Below are 15518 nucleotides of genomic sequence, written 5' to 3' on the forward strand. Positions count from 1 at the left end.
TGAGTTTTTCCTGTTGCGATTAAAGAGTGAACCGTGTATCTCCCCATCATTCGGCGGTCACGGAGTGTAGCGCAGTCTGGTAGCGCATCTGGTTTGGGACCAGAGGGTCGGGAGTTCGAATCTCTCCACTCCGACCATTCTTCCGGCGAATTCTTTCGCTGGAAGATGACGGCGAGGAAGGGAAGAGATATAGTCTCTTCGTTTTCATGAGGAATCGGAATTATGTCCGCTAAGATTTACCGTCCTGCAAAAACAGCCATGCAATCCGGAAAAGCCAAGACCCATCTATGGGTTCTGGAGTTCGATGCATCCGAACCACGGACAATCGACCCGATGATGGGCTATACCAGCTCAGGCGATATGCTCCAGCAGGTCAAGCTGACGTTTGAAACGCAGGAATTGGCTGAAGCCTACGCTCAGCGCAATGGAATCGATTACCGCGTCATCCAGCCAAAGGAACCACGCCGCCAGTCGGTTTCCTACACAGACAATTTCCGCTTCAGCCGCCTCCAGCCCTGGACGCATTAATCCCATTTGCTGCTGCCTCTGGCCCGTCATACAGGCCGCGCCGGCCCCTTAGCTCAGCTGGATAGAGCACCTGCCTTCTAAGCAGGTTGTCGCAGGTTCGAGTCCTGCAGGGGTCGCCAATCTCTAAAGTCATCCTTGTAATGCGCTGAAATTATTCAGCTATTTTAAAAGTGAGGGGATGGAATGTTCCCGCGCAGTTTGGTTGCAACAGCCTGTGAGAGTTTCTTGCGGTCAGCTTTTTTCGTATAGAGCGCGGCCATCGCGTCGGAATTCCAGCCGAATAGTGCTTTCAGTTCGGCGTTGCTTCCACCCAACATAGCGCGTTTTTGAGAGTTGGATTTCTGGGATGCCCAGATGTCGCGTCCTCAAAAACGCAAATGATATCCTGGTGTTTGGAAAATTTGGTTTGATGCGCTGCTCGATCAGTCTGGAATCAAGTCAGAGATCTGTCCGTGCGATACCAACAGGCGTGGGTTGGTCATGCTTCCGTTTTCCTCATCGATTGTGACCGCGTATGCGGCAACACCAATGTAGCGAGATGCCATGGCGCCAGCTATTTTCTCTGCTGAAGCCACGCTTGAAGCTTGGCGCATATCGCCCGGCACAATACCGGCGCGGTTCTTTTTGAACTGCACGACAATAATTTTTTCAGCGTCAGACATGTTATTTCCCTTTCTCGTTTGTTCTCTTTATGTTCTATTTTCGGGAAGAGTCAATGTCTTTTTTCACGTGTCCATTGAAACGCGGTGAGCAAAATTCTTCGGGATTGGCAGTTGTGGCCAGCCAGTCGCCGCAAACGGATATCGTGGCGACTGGCCAACTTGGGTGAAGGCGACGTATAGATTGCGAAGAACTAGCCTTCGTCCCGCCGGGCCTGGCTAAGCCTTCTGCACTTACTTCTTTTTTGTCGAGGATTCGCTGTTCTTGACCTGTGAGCCGAGCGTGGGCGCTACGACTTTATCAACTGTCTTGTCCTTCTTCGGCTTTCGCGTTTCCTTATTGCCGCGTACCTGACCTTTAGCCATTGTCGTTTCCTCCGTGTTGAGAATGACAGCTAGCCGCGATTGCCCGGTGAAAAGCAAGCGAAATCCGACGGATGAGCAGTGCCTCAAACCTGTTTGCCTACCTTGTCATTCCTCATCCAGCCCGCAAGAACCGGACGGCCTCATCGCGGCGGTGCAGGTAGAGCAATGTGCGCACCGCCTCGCCGCGTGCCGAAGTCAGGTCGGGGTCGCGTTCCAGCAGATAGGCGGCGTCCTTGCGGGCGATTTCCAGGAGGTCGGCATGGTGTTCCAGGCTGGCGATGCGAAAGCCGGGCGTCCCGGATTGGCGGGTACCGAGCAACTCGCCTTCGCCGCGCAGTTTCAGGTCTTCTTCGGCAATCAGGAAGCCATCCTCGCTGTCGCGCAGGATTGACAGGCGGGCCTTTCCGGTTTCGCCCAGCGGGCCTTTATAAAGAAGAATGCAGGAGGAGGCTTCCGCGCCGCGCCCAACCCGGCCGCGCAGCTGGTGCAATTGCGCTAGGCCAAAGCGTTCGGCATGTTCGATCACCATGATTGTCGCGTCCGGCACGTCCACGCCGACTTCCACCACTGTGGTTGCTACCAGCAGCCGTGTTTCACCGCTCTTGAAAGCCAGCATGGCGGCGTCTTTTTCCTCGCCTTTCATGCGGCCATGCACGAGGCCTATGGGCGCCTTGAGGCAGGTTTTCAGCACCTCGAAGCGCTCCTCCACCGACATCAGTTCCGATTCCTCGGTCTCTTCGACCAGAGGGCAGATCCAATAGGCCTTCTTGCCGGAAGCAATCGCGGCCTGGAGCCGGTCAACGATATCGCCGATTCGCTCCACCGGCACGGTCACGGTCTGGATCGGCTTGCGCCCCGCCGGTTTCTCGGTGAGCTTGGAGACATCCATATCGCCGAAGGCGGCCAGAACCAGCGTGCGCGGAATGGGCGTCGCGGTCATGACCAGCATGTGTGGCGAAACGCCCTTGGCTGTCAGTCGCAGCCGCTGGTGCACACCAAAGCGATGCTGCTCATCCACCACGGCCAGCATGAGATTGTGATAATTGACCGAATCCTGAAACAGTGCATGGGTGCCGATGACGATTTGCGCGGCGCCGGAGGCGATTCGCTCCAGCACCGCTTCGCGCTCGCGGCCCTTGGTGCGTCCGGTCAGTACATCGACGGCAATTCCGGCAGCAGCCGCCATTTTTGACAGCGTGGCGTGATGTTGGCGCGCCAGAATTTCGGTCGGCGCCATCAGCACGGCCTGGCCGCCGTTTTCCACCACAGCCGCCATTGCCAGCAGCGCCACCAGCGTCTTGCCCGCGCCGACATCGCCCTGCACCAGGCGCAACATGCGGCTATCGCTTTCCATATCTTTCAAGATATCGGCAACAGCGTCCTTCTGGCTGTTGGTGGGGGTAAAGGGCAGGGCGGCAAGGATTTTTCCGCTCAACTCGCCCGTGGCGCGAACCGGTGTTCCCGCCACCTTGCGCAAGCGTTGACGCACCAGTGCCAGAGAGACCTGGCCCGCCAGAAATTCATCATAGGCCAGCCTGCGCCGGGCCGGGGCCTGCGGGTCCACATCCTTTTCGTCGCGGGGGCTGTGCAAACGCTCAAAACTTGGTTTGACAGCGTCGAAAACCTGTTTTGTCACCAGTGCCGGATCAATCCATTCGGCAAAGTCCGGCAGGCGTTCCACCGCGTGGTCGATTGCCTTTTTCAGCACTTTCGGCGAAAGGCCCGCCGTTAGCGGATAGACCGGCTCGACCAGCGGCATGGTCGCCGCCTCGCTGGCCTTGACCATAAAATCCGGGTGGACCATCGAGGGGCGGCCATTGAACCAGTCGATTTTTCCCGAAACCGTGATGATCTCATCGACCGGCAAGGCTTTTTCCAGCCAATTGCCCTTGGCGCGAAAGAATGTCAGCGCTAATTCACCGGTCTCGTCATGCAGGAAAACCCGGTAGGGCGCGTTGCGATTTTCCTTAGGCGCAGGCGTGTGGCGATCAACCCGGCCCGTCACGGTGACGATGGCACCTTGCGGGGCCCGGGCAATTCCTGGCTGGTTGCGCCGGTCGATCAGGCGATGCGGGCTTAAGAACAGCAGATCGACGACGCGGGCGTCCTCGGCATCTTCGCGGCCCAGCAGGCTCGCCAGCAATTGCGCCAGCTTCGGACCAACGCCCGGCAGGGTGGAAACGGAGGCAAACAGGGGATCGAGCAGGGATGGACGCATGATGGCGGCAAAATGCCGTGTGATGAGGCGCATTGCAAGGCTGACAAGGCAATTGTGAGCGGGTATACAGCATCGGACTGAAAAGTGGCTACCGGTTTTCAGAGATATCCGATGCGATGAAAAAAGCATCGGACCGAAAAGTGGGAACCGGTTTTCGGGCATATCCGATGCGAAGAGAAAAGCATCGGACTGAAAAGTGGGAACCGGTTTTCAGGAACCTGTAAGGGATGAAAAACGAATGGGTCTCGGCTTCGCCGCCCCCTCATCCGCCTTCCGGCACCTTCTCCCCGATTGGGAGAAGAGGGATGGAGCCGACCGGTGCAGTGCGTTTTCAGTGAGGCGAGGACCGCCGAGCGAAGGCGGGGTAGTGGGAAACTGCTTGCTCCGTCATAACTTGTGAAAACCGGTCTACGATAAAATTCGATGCAAAGCCAAGAGCTTCAGCATCAACAGGAAGGTGAATGATATGACTGGTCTGGTTCGCAGTAGCGCCGATCTCGATCCCCGCCGCAGGCGTATTCTGTTTCGCTGTTGGCATCGGGGTATCAGGGAGATGGACCTGATGCTCGGTCAGTTTGCCGAAGCCGAGATCAGCGCGCTCAACGATGCCGAACTGGATGATCTCGAACTGATCATGGCGGAAGAAGACAATGACCTGATCAGCTGGATCAATGGTGCAGCCCCTGTGCCAGCTCATATACAGATCCCGTTGTTTGACCGCATTGCCGCCACCCGCCCTGATTTTTCGCCGGTCGATGGTTCGGCCATTGCCTTGTCGTCCAGGCCTGATGCGAGTGCTGTGACCGAAAAATGATTTCCCTGTTTGATGCAAAGAAGACGGCAGCGGCGGCGTCCGCTGTCACCCTTTCGCCTGTGCCTGATGGCATGGACGCTTTTCTGGTGGCGGAACTGGCGCGGCAGGGCAGGCCTGTCGCCTATCTTCTGTCGGATTCCAGCCGGATGAACGATATTGAGCAGATGCTCGGCTTCTGTGCGCCCGAAATTCCGGTGCTGACCTTGCCCGCCTGGGATTGCCTGCCCTATGACCGGGTCTCGCCCAGCGCCGATATTTCCGCCCGCAGGCTCTCGGCGCTGTCGGGGCTGATTGCCCATGCGCGAAAGCCCCATGCGGCCATCGTGCTCGTGACCGCCAATGCCATGCTGCAAAAGCTGGCTCCGGCTGACGTTATCGAGAGCCTGTCCTTTTCGGCCCGTCCCGGCAATCAGGTGAAGATGGACGACATTGCCGCCCGCTTGTCGCGCAACGGCTTTGAGCGCGTCGATACGGTGCGCGAAGTTGGCGAATTTGCAGTGCGTGGCGGCATTCTGGATGTCTTCGTGCCGGGTTCTGAGGAGCCGGTGCGGCTGGATTTCTTTGGCGATACGCTGGAAAGTATCCGCAGTTTCGATCCGGCCAGCCAGCGCACTATCGGTCAGGTCCGATCGCTCGACCTCAACCCGATGAGCGAAGTGACGCTGACGCCGGAAAGCATCAGCCGGTTTCGCAAGAATTACCTGTCGCTGTTTGGCGCGGCCACCCGCGACGATGCGCTGTACACCGCCGTGTCCGAAGGCCGCCGTTATGCGGGCATGGAACATTGGATGCCACTGTTCCATGAAAAGCTGGAGACGGTGTTCGACTATCTCACCGATTTCCGGGTGGTGCTCGACCATACGGTGCGTGAATCCGCCGAAGAACGCGGCAAGCTGATCCGTGACTATTACGAGGCGCGGTTGAACAGCGCGACACCCGGCAAGGGCCATCTGGCCCAGGGCACGCCTTATAAGCCCATACCGCCGGAATATTTGTATCTGGGGGCGGCGGAATTTGCCAAGAAGCTTGAAGCGCTGAACCCGATCCGCCTGACACCGTTTGCCGAGCCGGATAGCGAAGGCCGCAAGATTGTTGAACTCTCGGCCCGCTCCGGCCCGCGCTGGGCGAAGCTGGCTGCGCAGGAAAGCAGCGAGACCAAGGCTGATGGCGAGGCGCAACGGGTCAATGTCTTTACCCAGGCAGTAAAATATATTTCCGACAAGCGGGCTTCCGGCTCCAAGGTGCTGATTACCGGCTGGTCGGAAGGTTCGCTCGACCGGCTGTTGCAGGTGTTGAACGAGCACGGGCTGGAGCGGCTAAAGCCTGTTACTGCCCTGAAGGATCTCGATCAGCTTGGCAAGGGTCATGCGGCAACCGCCGTCCTGGCGCTTGAGGGCGGGTTCGAGGCGGGCGAACTCGTGGTGGTCGGCGAGCAGGATATCCTCGGCGACCGCATGGTGCGCCGGTCCAAGCGCCGCAAGCGGGCCGCTGATTTTATTTCCGAAGTGGCCGGGCTGGATGAAGGCTCGATCGTCGTCCATGCAGAGCATGGCATTGGCCGGTTTATCGGATTGCGCACCATTCAGGCGGCGGGCAGCCAGCATGCTTGTCTGGAACTGCAATATGCCGATGAGGCCAAGCTGTTCCTGCCGGTCGAAAATATCGAGCTTCTGTCACGCTATGGTTCGGAAGGCAGCGAAGCGCAGCTGGACAAGCTGGGCGGCGGTGCCTGGCAGATGCGCAAGGCCAAGCTGAAAAAACGCCTGCTGGATATGGCTGGCGGGCTGATCCGCATCGCCGCCGAGCGGATGATGCGGTCCGCACCTGTGCTGGCCACGACTGAAGGCTTCTACGACGAATTCGCGGCCCGGTTCCCCTATGAGGAAACCGAGGACCAGATGAATGCTATCGAGGCGGTGCGTGGCGATCTGGCTGCCGGACGTCCGATGGACCGGCTGATCTGCGGCGATGTTGGCTTCGGCAAGACGGAAGTTGCGCTGCGCGCCGCCTTCGTGGCAGCGATGAACGGTATTCAGGTGGCGGTTGTTGTGCCGACCACGCTTTTGGCGCGCCAGCATTTCAAGACGTTTTCCGAGCGGTTTCGCGGGTTGCCAATCCGCATCCAGCAGGCTTCACGGCTGGTGGGCACCAAGGAGCTGAACCTCGTCAAGAAGGAAGTGGCTGAGGGCAAGACCGATATCGTTGTGGGCACCCATGCTCTCCTGGGGTCGGGCATAAAATTCGCCAATCTTGGCCTGCTGGTGATTGATGAAGAGCAGCATTTCGGCGTCAAGCACAAGGAACGGCTGAAAGAGTTGAAGAGCGACGTGCATGTGCTGACGCTCTCGGCGACGCCCATTCCGCGCACCTTGCAGCTGGCGATGACCGGGGTGCGCGAATTGTCGCTGATCACCACGCCGCCGGTGGACCGTATGGCGGTGCGCACCTTCATTTCGCCCTTCGATCCGCTGGTGATCCGCGAAACGCTGATGCGTGAACATTATCGCGGTGGGCAGAGCTTTTATGTCTGCCCACGTCTGGCGGATCTTGCCGATATCAAGGCATTTCTGGAGTCGGATGTGCCGGAATTGAAAGTGGCGATTGCCCATGGCCAGATGGCGGCGGGCGAGCTGGAAGACATCATGAACGCCTTCTATGAGGGCCGATACGATGTTCTGCTTTCCACCACCATCGTCGAATCCGGGCTGGATGTGCCGACCGCGAATACTCTCATTGTTCACCGCGCCGATATGTTCGGCCTTGCCCAGCTCTACCAGATCCGGGGCCGGGTCGGCCGCTCCAAGGTGCGGGCCTTCGCGCTGCTGACCCTGCCGGTCAACAAGGTGCTGACGACCAGCGCCGAACGCCGGCTGAAAGTGCTGCAATCGCTGGATACGCTGGGCGCGGGCTTCCAGCTCGCCAGCCACGATCTCGACATTCGCGGCGCCGGCAATCTGCTGGGCGAGGAACAATCCGGCCACATCAAGGAAGTCGGCTTCGAGCTTTACCAGCAAATGCTGGAGGAGGCCGTTGCCGAGGTGAAGGGCGAGGACGAAGTGGTCGATAGCGGCTGGTCGCCGCAAATTCAGGTCGGCACCTCGGTGATGATCCCCGACGAATACGTGCCGGACCTGCATCTGCGTCTTGGCCTATACCGCCGCTTGGGCGAACTGACCGAATTGAACGATATCGATGGCTTTGGCGCCGAGTTGATCGACCGGTTCGGGCCGCTGCCAGCGGAAGTGCAGAATCTGTTGAAGGTGGTCTATGTCAAGGCGCTGTGCCGCAAGGCCAATGTCGAAAAGCTGGAAGCCGGTCCGAAGGGCGTCGTGGTTCAGTTCCGCAACAAGCTGTTCCCCAACCCGGCAGCTTTGGTCGGCTTCATCGCCAAACAGGGCAGCATGGCCAAGATCCGTCCAGACCACAGTGTGTTCCTGACCCGCGATCTGCCAACGCCCGAGAAACGGCTGGCGGGTGCAGCGACCATCATGGCTCAACTGGCGGAACTGGCCAAGGTTAAGTGAGAGCAGAGGCGGTCCATCGACCGCCTCCAGACTACTTTCCCTGGCAGAGTCTATTTCAACCGCTCGGCAAGAAAACGGGCAGCCCGTTCGTGGGCTTGTTTCGCCAGGGATGTTTCTGGTTTCAGAAAAAAGTCATGGCTTCCGCCATCAAATATTGAGAGTTCAGTTTCGGTTCCTAGGGATTTGGCCTGTTCTGATAATGCTCTTGCCATCGAGACAGGAAATACACGGTCTTCGCTCCCCCAGACGACCAGGAGGGGAGGAAACGCGCGAACGTATTGAGAATAACCAGCGGGAAAGCCACCGTCCACGAGCACCAGGGCATTGGTATCTTGCCGGTTTACCGTTGCGGTGACTGCGATTTGCGCGCCCAGCGAAATCCCGAGAATGCCGATTTTCCGATCCTCTGGAGATTGTCTCTTGAGAAACAGTAGAACATCCCTGACAGCAGCGCTCCATCGGGCCATGTGGCTTGTGTAATATTGGATGCGGCCTGTCGCACCCTTCGCATGGCCAATGGCAGTCAAATCTGCGTCTGAAACGGCATGGACCAGATAGGCATCAAGCCCCGCCTTATCGAGACTTTGAGCAAGATCGTCATAGGCTGCTGATCGAAAGCCTTTGCTGCCGCTCAGGATGATGACGGCTGGGCGATTCTGAGGTGCGCGCCTCTCGAATGCCTCTATTGCGATGTCGCCCTGCGTCGTCTTGACCATTGCTGTTTGACGGTCGTTTGCCCGTGACGGGCTGCAAGAGATGAAAGCCAGATACAATAACCGTCATGGCCAGCAGAAAAGCGGTAGAACGACAGCAATGCAGCATTACTCGTCCTCCACCGCCAGGCTGGCCTGCGGGCCGGAGGCGACGGCGGGTGGGAGGGGAACGCCCTTGGTTCTCTCCCGCATCAGGGTAATCAGGCCGGAGCCGATGATCAGGGTGATGCCGACCAGCATGGGCATATCGACATGGTCGCCGAAAATCAGGTAGCCGAACAGGATGGCCCAGAGCATCTGGCTATATTGTGCAGGCCCCAGCACGGCGGCTGGAGCAAAGCGGGTCGCCAGCATCATCAGCACAGTGGCAAGGGCGGCAAACAGGCCGTAGCTGAGCAAAAGCAACCAGTCCGTTCCCTGCGGCCAGGAGAAGGCGGGCAGCATGGCGATGCCGGAAATAATGATGGTGCCGAAGGCGCCGGCGCCGTAGAGCGATGTGGATTTTTCGCGCGGGCCGATGGCGCGGTAGACGACGATGGAAATCGCCCCACCCAACCCGCCGATGACAGCGCCGAGATGGCCGATCGACAATTCTCTGAAGCCGGGCCGTAACACCACCAGCACGCCGATAAAACCGATGATGACGGCGCTCCAGCGGCGCATGCCGACCTGTTCCTTGAGGAACACCACCGACATGATGGTGACGAAGCAGGGCAAAAGGAAAATCAGACAGAAGGCTTCCGCCATCGACAGATGGGTGAAGGCGGTCACAGCGCCAATGGCACTGGTGCCTGACGCGAAGAAGCGCAGCAGCCAGAGCTTCAGGTTGGAGGTCCTGAACACATCCGTCAGCGCATCGCCGCGCTTCAGTAGAAAGGGCAGGGCAGCCAGACCGAACAGCGATCCGAAGAAGGCTGATTCGAACGGACTGATTCGGCCATCCACAAGTTTGACCGATGCATCACTGATGGCGAAGGCCGCAAAGGCCGCAAAAGCGAGCGCAAGGCCGCGAGGTGTCGTATCGGAGGTCACGAGCGGGTCGTCCTGGAGCTTGGCCGGGGAAATCCGTCATCCGTTTTCCACCGGCAGGGGGCCTCTCGTGAGTATGGCCGATATTGCGTTGCGTCAATTCAGTTTCGACTGTTCGACTGCCTTTTCAGCGGCGATGTCGCGCAGGGCATTGGCCAGAACGTCAGTCGGCTGGGCGCCACTCACGGCATATTTCTGGTCGATGATGAAGAAAGGCACGCCATTGACCCCCATTTTCTGGGCGGCGTCGATTTCATCGATCACCATGTCCTTATCGGCATCACCTGCCAGCAGGGCCTGCATCACCTTTCGGTCCAGCCCTGCCTCCTGGGTGATATCCAGCAGGACCGCGTGGTCGCCGATATTGCGACCATCCTCAAAAAATGCCTTGAACAGGCTAGAAACCACGGCACTCTGCGCCTCACGGCTCTCCAGTCCGGCCCAATGGATCAGTCGATGCGCATCCAGCGTATTGGGACCGATCTTGACCGCATCGAAATTGAAGGCAATGCCAACCTCGCGGCCAAGCTCGGCCAATTTCTGAAGGCTGCGGTCCATGTTTTCCTTGCCGCCAAACTTCTTGGTGAGTTCCGCTTGCTGATCAACGCCTTCGGGCGGATAGTCCGGATTGAGCCGGTAGGGGCGCCAGTTGACGTCGATACTGACAGTGTCCTGCACCTCGGCAATGGCCAGGTCCAGCCGGGCCTTGCCCAGATAGCACCACGGGCAGACGACATCGGACACGAGATCGATGGTAATGCGTTGCATGAAAGGGTCTCCATCGGTATTCGGCAGCGATGACACGCCGCAGATCCGTGCGCAATCAGCGCACGGTGGTTGAATTCATTGCGCCCTGGCATCCCACCAGGTGGGGAGTTGATAGCCCAGCATCGGCACCTGCTCAGGCCTTGCGATGCGCTTCCAGCGCGCCAGCCATTGCTCGCCATTATAATAGAGTGGCACCACATAATGCCCCGCCACCAGAAGGCGATCGAGGGCCCGCACGCTGGCCTGATAGTCCTCCAGGCTTCTGGCATTGACCATGGTGTTCAACACCCGGTCGATATCCGGATTGGCCACCCCGGCATAATTGAAACTGCTCTGCCGATCCCGGGCAACGGAGCCCCAGCGGTTGAATTGTTCAATACCGGGAGCCAGCGTCGAGGGATAGGCCATGACGACCATGTCATAATCGAAGCTGTTGGAGCGCGCCTGATATTGCGCGTCATCCACCGTCCGGATGGTCATGCCGATGCCGATCAGCCGCAAGGTGCGCTGATAGGCAAGCGCCATTTTCTCCTGGCCGGCATTCTGGGTCATCACCTCGAAGGACAGTGGCTTGCCCTGGGCATCGACCATTTTACCATCATTGATCGAATAGCCAGCCTGACTGAGCAGCGCGACGGCCTGGCGCAGAATATTACGGTCGGCGCCTGAACCATCGGAAATCGGCAATGTATAGGTACCCGCCAGGATTTCCGGGGCAATCGTGTTGCGCGCATTACCAAGGATTGCCAGTTCGCGGTCGTCAGCGGCATGGCCAAAGGCGCCGAGCGGCGAATTCTGCCAGTAACTCTGGATTCGCTTGAAAGCGTTGCCGTAGATGTTCTTGTTGACCCACTCGAAGTCGAAGGCGAGCGTCAGCGCCTCGCGCACCTTCACATCGGCAAAGATCGGGCGGCGGGTGTTGAACACGAAGCCCAGCATGCCCGTCGGTTTTTGCGGGGTAAAGGTTTCGCGCACAACATCGCCATTCACCGCTGCGGGAAAATTATAGGCCCGCAGCCAATGGGCCGAATCACCATCAGGGTAAAGATCGATCTCACCCTTCTTGAAGGCTTCGAACAGCGTGCTGTCCTGCAAGAAATAGGTTACGCTGACTTCGTCGTAATTATCGAAACCCACCTTCGAGGGAAGATCCTTGCCCCAATAATTCGGATCGCGCTGATAGGTAATCCGCTCGCCGGGGCGGATATCCTTGATCTTATAGGGGCCGGAGCCAACAGGCACATTCAGCGACGATTGTTCGAAACGATCCGGATCGATGGCATGCTTTGGCAGGATTGGCGTTGCATAGGCCAGAAGCAGCGGAATTTCCCGGTCAGCCTTGTCGTTGAAGGTGAAGCGAACGCTATGCTCGCCAACCTTTTCCATCTTGGCAACGCCGTTCAACCGCTTGTCGAAAGGCGAACGGCCTTTCTGCTGGAGGATCTGGAACGTGAAAATCACGTCATCCGGCGTCACCGGCTGGCCATCGTGCCAGCGGGCCTTTGGGTTGAGGTTGAACTGGATGAAGCTGCGGGCATCGTCCCACTCAACGCTTTGCGCCAGAAGACCGTAGAGCGTGTAGGGTTCGCCGGCCGAGCGCGTCATCAGCGTTTCGTAAAACAGGTTGCCGTATTCCGGGTCCCAGATGCCGCGCGCCGTTGTGCGCATGCCCTTGATGACAAAGGGGTTGAAACTGTCGAACGTGCCGACCACGCCGTAAGAGATCCGACCGCCCTTCTTTACGTCAGGGTTGACGTAAGGCAGGTGCTTGTAATCGGCGGGCAGGGCGGGTTTGCCATACATGGATATGGCATTGACGGGCTCGGCCAAGGTAGCCGATGCGGCAAACAAGCCGCAGAACGGCAGGACCAGCAGGGTCGACAAAAGACGCCGCAAACCATTTCCTCTCGAGATCAGTATTTTTAATTTCGCGGCAAATTATCACGAACTGCCGGAAAGCCAACCGCTATGGCACAATTCCTGCTATGGAAGCGCCATGTAAGTGAATGGGTGAAATTGTCCAGTAAAACAAATGGCGCGCGCGCTCAATCGTTCCATAAATTGGACGCATCTTTCGCAAACACCAAAGAAGCACTGGATATTCGCGGCGATGCGCTGTAACAGGATCACCACACACATCGGGTCATCTATTTGCCTCATTTAAAACCCAGGGGATGAACGAATAGGCCGATCTAATCGGGTGAGAACTTCGGTTCGACAAAAGTTTTCAGGAGACGGATCTCGTTATGACGTTTACAGCAGCCAAAACCGCGCGTGCGGCACTCTCCGCTCTCGTTCTCTCCACTGGCTTTGCTGGCGCATCCTTTGCCCAGCAGCAGCCCGCTGGCGATGCCGGCTTGCCGCCGCAGGGTTGGTTCAAGACCTGCGCCAAGCAGGAAGACAACGATATCTGCACGGTGCAGAACATTCAGGTCGCACAGAACCGCCAGATGATTATCGCCGTGGCGATCATCTCCATCGAAGGCAAGATGAACCGCAAGCTGATGCAGGTTTCCGTGCCTTCCGCACGGCTCGTCCCTCCGGGCGTCGTTCTGCAGATCGACGGCGGCAAGGGCCAGAAGATCGATTACGCCGTCTGCTTCCCGGACCGTTGCACAGCTGAAATTCCGCTGACGGACGCGATGATTGCCAGCCTGAAGAAGGGCCATGACGTGGTGTTCACCTCGATGAACTTCCGCCGCGTTCCAAACCCGATCAAGATTTCGCTGGATGGCTTTACCGGTTCCTACGATGGCCCGGCTATCACCCAGTCCCAGGCGCAGGAGCGCCAGCGTCTGCTGGAAGAAGCCATGCAGAAGAAGAACGAAGAATCGCAGAAGGCTCTGGAAGACGCCCAGAAGGCCGCTAAGGAAACCAAATAATCGGTTATTCCTTTGCTTCATTGAAAAAGCCCCGGTCGTTTAGCGACCGGGGCTTTTTTTATAGGAGATAATGTCAGCCGATCAGTGAGCCAAATTCATCCGCGGCTTGTAATGACCGGCCTGCTCTTCCACGAAGATCTGGTTGATATGCGGATTGCGCAGCGGCTCGCCGCTTTCGTCTGTCTCCAGATTTTGCTCGGAGACATAGGCGACATATTCCGTCTCGGCATTTTCAGCCAGCAGGTGATAGAAGGGCTGATCCTTGCTGGGCCGCAATTCTGCGGGGATCGCATTCCACCATTCTTCCGTATTGGCAAATTCCGGATCGACGTCGAAAACGACGCCGCGAAACGGAAATACCTTGTGACGAACAATGTCACCGATTCCAAACTTTGCGTTGCGTTGTTTCATGGCTTTGTTTCCTTTCGTCAAATATTTGGGAAACGGGACAACGAACATCAAGGGCCTCGACATGGTTTTGTCACAAAACGGCTGAGGCATGGCCGCCCGGTTTAACAAGATGTGCAATTGCAAAAAATACCAATGATACTGCAATAAAAAAGCCGGCAGGGTTGCTGCCGGCTTTGGTGTCGATCGGATCAGACCGAGTAGTACATGTCGTATTCCACCGGATGAGGCGTCATGTCGTAACGCATGACTTCCTGCATCTTGATGTCGATGAAGGCGTCGATCTGGTCGTCGTCGAAGACGCCGCCCGCGGTCAGGAACTTGCGATCCTTGTCGAGGCTTTCCAGCGCTTCGCGCAAGCTAGCGCAGACCGTCGGGATCTTCTTCAATTCCTTCGGCGGCAGATCATAGAGATCCTTGTCCATAGCCTTGCCAGGATGGATCTTGTTCTTGATGCCATCGAGACCAGCCATCAGCATGGCGGCAAAACCGAGATAGGGGTTGGCGGTCGGGTCAGGGAAGCGGACTTCGACGCGCTTTGCCTTCGGATTGGAGCCGAACGGGATGCGGCAGGAGGCAGAACGGTTGCGGGCGGAATAGGCCAGCAGAACCGGTGCTTCATAGCCAGGCACCAGACGCTTGTAGGAATTGGTCGAGGGGTTGGTGAAGGCATTCAATGCCTTGGCATGCTTGATGATGCCGCCGATGTAGTAGAGGCAGCTTTCCGACAGACCGGCATATTCGTCACCGGCGAAGGTTGGCTTGCCATCCTTCCAGATCGACTGGTGCACATGCATGCCCGAGCCGTTGTCACCGAAGATTGGCTTCGGCATGAAGGTTGCGGTCTTGCCATAGGCATTGGCAACCTGATGCACGACATATTTATAGATCTGCATTTTGTCGGCGTTGCGCACCAGCGTATCGAACTTGATGCCAAGCTCGTGCTGGGCAGCGGCGACTTCGTGGTGGTGCTTTTCGACGGTCACGCCCATTTCGGACAGAACCGTCAGCATTTCCGAGCGCATGTCCTGGCAGCTGTCGATCGGCGGAACCGGGAAATAGCCGCCCTTGACGCGCGGACGGTGGCCGAGATTGCCGGTTTCATAGTCGGTATCGTCGTTGGACGGCAATTCGGTGGAATCGAGCTTGAAGCCGGTATTGTAAGGATCAGCCTTGTATTTCACGTCATCGAAAATGAAGAATTCAGCTTCCGGGCCAAAAAACGCCGTGTCGCCGATACCCGACGCCTTGAGATAGGCTTCTGCCTTCTTGGCCGTGCCGCGCGGATCGCGGTTATAGGCTTCACCGGAAACCGGATCGAGAATATCGCAGAGAATGACCATGGTCGACTGGGCGAAGAACGGGTCCATATGCACCGTTTCCACGTCCGGCATCAGCACCATGTCGGATTCGTTGATCGCCTTCCAGCCTGCGATGGAGGAGCCGTCGAACATGACGCCATCGGCGAACATGTCTTCATCGACACAGACGATGTCCATGGTGACATGCTGCAGCTTGCCCTTGGGGTCGGTGAATCTGAGATCGACAAATTTTACGTCGTTGTCTTTGATTTGTTTAAGAATATCCTGTGCGGTCGTCATTAGGTTTG

The 15518-nt window shown here is 57.8% G+C and carries 14 protein-coding genes and 2 tRNA genes; 7 read left to right on the forward strand and 9 right to left on the reverse strand.

Annotated elements, in window-relative coordinates:
* Positions 1 to 60 precede the first annotated feature (60 nt).
* The 3 genes from FS819_RS07360 (at position 61) to FS819_RS07370 (ending at position 647) form a co-directional block, all read left to right on the forward strand.
* Positions 61 to 137: transfer RNA gene (locus FS819_RS07360), tRNA-Pro, on the forward strand.
* A gap of 85 nt (positions 138 to 222) precedes the next feature.
* A complete protein-coding gene (locus FS819_RS07365) occupies positions 223 to 528 on the forward strand; it encodes an ETC complex I subunit (RefSeq protein ID WP_015916058.1) in 306 nt (101 codons plus the stop codon).
* Positions 529 to 570: 42 nt separating this feature from the next.
* Positions 571 to 647: transfer RNA gene (locus tag FS819_RS07370), tRNA-Arg, on the forward strand.
* 303 nt (positions 648 to 950) lie between these two features.
* Here FS819_RS07370 and FS819_RS07375 read toward each other — a convergent pair.
* From FS819_RS07375 to recG, 3 genes are all read right to left on the reverse strand, one after another.
* Positions 951 to 1190 (reverse strand): hypothetical protein, encoded by a 240-nt coding sequence (locus FS819_RS07375; RefSeq protein WP_156547729.1) that lies wholly within the window; start codon positions 1188 to 1190, stop codon positions 951 to 953.
* 231 nt (positions 1191 to 1421) lie between these two features.
* Positions 1422 to 1553, reverse strand: coding sequence for a hypothetical protein (locus tag FS819_RS07380; RefSeq protein ID WP_267967302.1), 132 nt, complete (start codon positions 1551 to 1553; stop codon positions 1422 to 1424).
* 112 nt (positions 1554 to 1665) lie between these two features.
* Complete coding sequence (recG, locus tag FS819_RS07385) at positions 1666 to 3771, reverse strand: ATP-dependent DNA helicase RecG (RefSeq protein ID WP_156547906.1); 2106 nt, start codon at positions 3769 to 3771, stop codon at positions 1666 to 1668.
* A 466-nt stretch (positions 3772 to 4237) separates the two neighbouring features.
* On the opposite strand from recG, the gene FS819_RS07390 reads away from it, so the two are divergent.
* Together FS819_RS07390 and mfd are read left to right on the forward strand one after the other, a co-directional pair.
* Complete coding sequence (locus tag FS819_RS07390) at positions 4238 to 4585, forward strand: FAD assembly factor SdhE (protein WP_156541877.1); 348 nt, start codon at positions 4238 to 4240, stop codon at positions 4583 to 4585.
* Complete coding sequence (gene mfd / locus FS819_RS07395; protein WP_156547728.1) at positions 4582 to 8109, forward strand: transcription-repair coupling factor; 3528 nt, start codon at positions 4582 to 4584, stop codon at positions 8107 to 8109. Before FS819_RS07390 ends, mfd begins: the two co-directional genes overlap by 4 nt.
* Positions 8110 to 8159: 50 nt before the next feature.
* On the opposite strand, the gene FS819_RS07400 is transcribed toward mfd, so the two are convergent.
* The 4 genes from FS819_RS07400 to FS819_RS07415 all read right to left on the reverse strand — a co-directional run bounded on the left by FS819_RS07400 (position 8160) and on the right by FS819_RS07415 (position 12515).
* Positions 8160 to 8882 carry an alpha/beta hydrolase gene (locus FS819_RS07400; RefSeq protein WP_156547727.1) on the reverse strand — a complete coding sequence of 241 codons (723 nt, stop codon included), beginning with the start codon at positions 8880 to 8882 and terminating at the stop codon, positions 8160 to 8162.
* Between the two features lie 48 nt (positions 8883 to 8930).
* Positions 8931 to 9854 (reverse strand): DMT family transporter, encoded by a 924-nt coding sequence (locus FS819_RS07405; RefSeq protein ID WP_234624413.1) that lies wholly within the window; start codon positions 9852 to 9854, stop codon positions 8931 to 8933.
* A 93-nt stretch (positions 9855 to 9947) separates the two neighbouring features.
* Entirely contained in the window at positions 9948 to 10619 is a 672-nt protein-coding gene (locus tag FS819_RS07410; RefSeq protein ID WP_156547726.1) for a DsbA family oxidoreductase, read from the reverse strand.
* A 75-nt stretch (positions 10620 to 10694) separates the two neighbouring features.
* Positions 10695 to 12515, reverse strand: a complete 1821-nt coding sequence (locus tag FS819_RS07415; RefSeq protein ID WP_409050041.1) for an extracellular solute-binding protein — start codon at positions 12513 to 12515, stop codon at positions 10695 to 10697.
* A gap of 72 nt (positions 12516 to 12587) precedes the next feature.
* Between FS819_RS07415 and FS819_RS07420 the strand changes: the two genes are divergently transcribed.
* Positions 12588 to 12740 carry a hypothetical protein gene (locus tag FS819_RS07420; RefSeq protein ID WP_156547724.1) on the forward strand — a complete coding sequence of 51 codons (153 nt, stop codon included), beginning with the start codon at positions 12588 to 12590 and terminating at the stop codon, positions 12738 to 12740.
* A 125-nt stretch (positions 12741 to 12865) separates the two neighbouring features.
* On the forward strand, positions 12866 to 13501 hold the full coding sequence (locus FS819_RS07425) for an invasion associated locus B family protein (RefSeq protein ID WP_015916110.1): 636 nt from the start codon (positions 12866 to 12868) through the stop codon (positions 13499 to 13501).
* A gap of 81 nt (positions 13502 to 13582) precedes the next feature.
* Here FS819_RS07425 and hspQ read toward each other — a convergent pair whose 3' ends face one another.
* Positions 13583 to 13912 (reverse strand): heat shock protein HspQ, encoded by a 330-nt coding sequence (gene hspQ, locus FS819_RS07430; protein WP_041697996.1) that lies wholly within the window; start codon positions 13910 to 13912, stop codon positions 13583 to 13585.
* Between the two features lie 188 nt (positions 13913 to 14100).
* Positions 14101 to 15510 (reverse strand): type I glutamate--ammonia ligase, encoded by a 1410-nt coding sequence (gene glnA, locus FS819_RS07435; protein WP_070164765.1) that lies wholly within the window; start codon positions 15508 to 15510, stop codon positions 14101 to 14103.
* Between the last annotated feature and the right edge of the window lie 8 nt (positions 15511 to 15518).

The organism is Allorhizobium sp. Av2, from assembly GCF_021462805.2.
Lineage (GTDB): Bacteria > Pseudomonadota > Alphaproteobacteria > Rhizobiales > Rhizobiaceae > Allorhizobium > Allorhizobium vitis_G.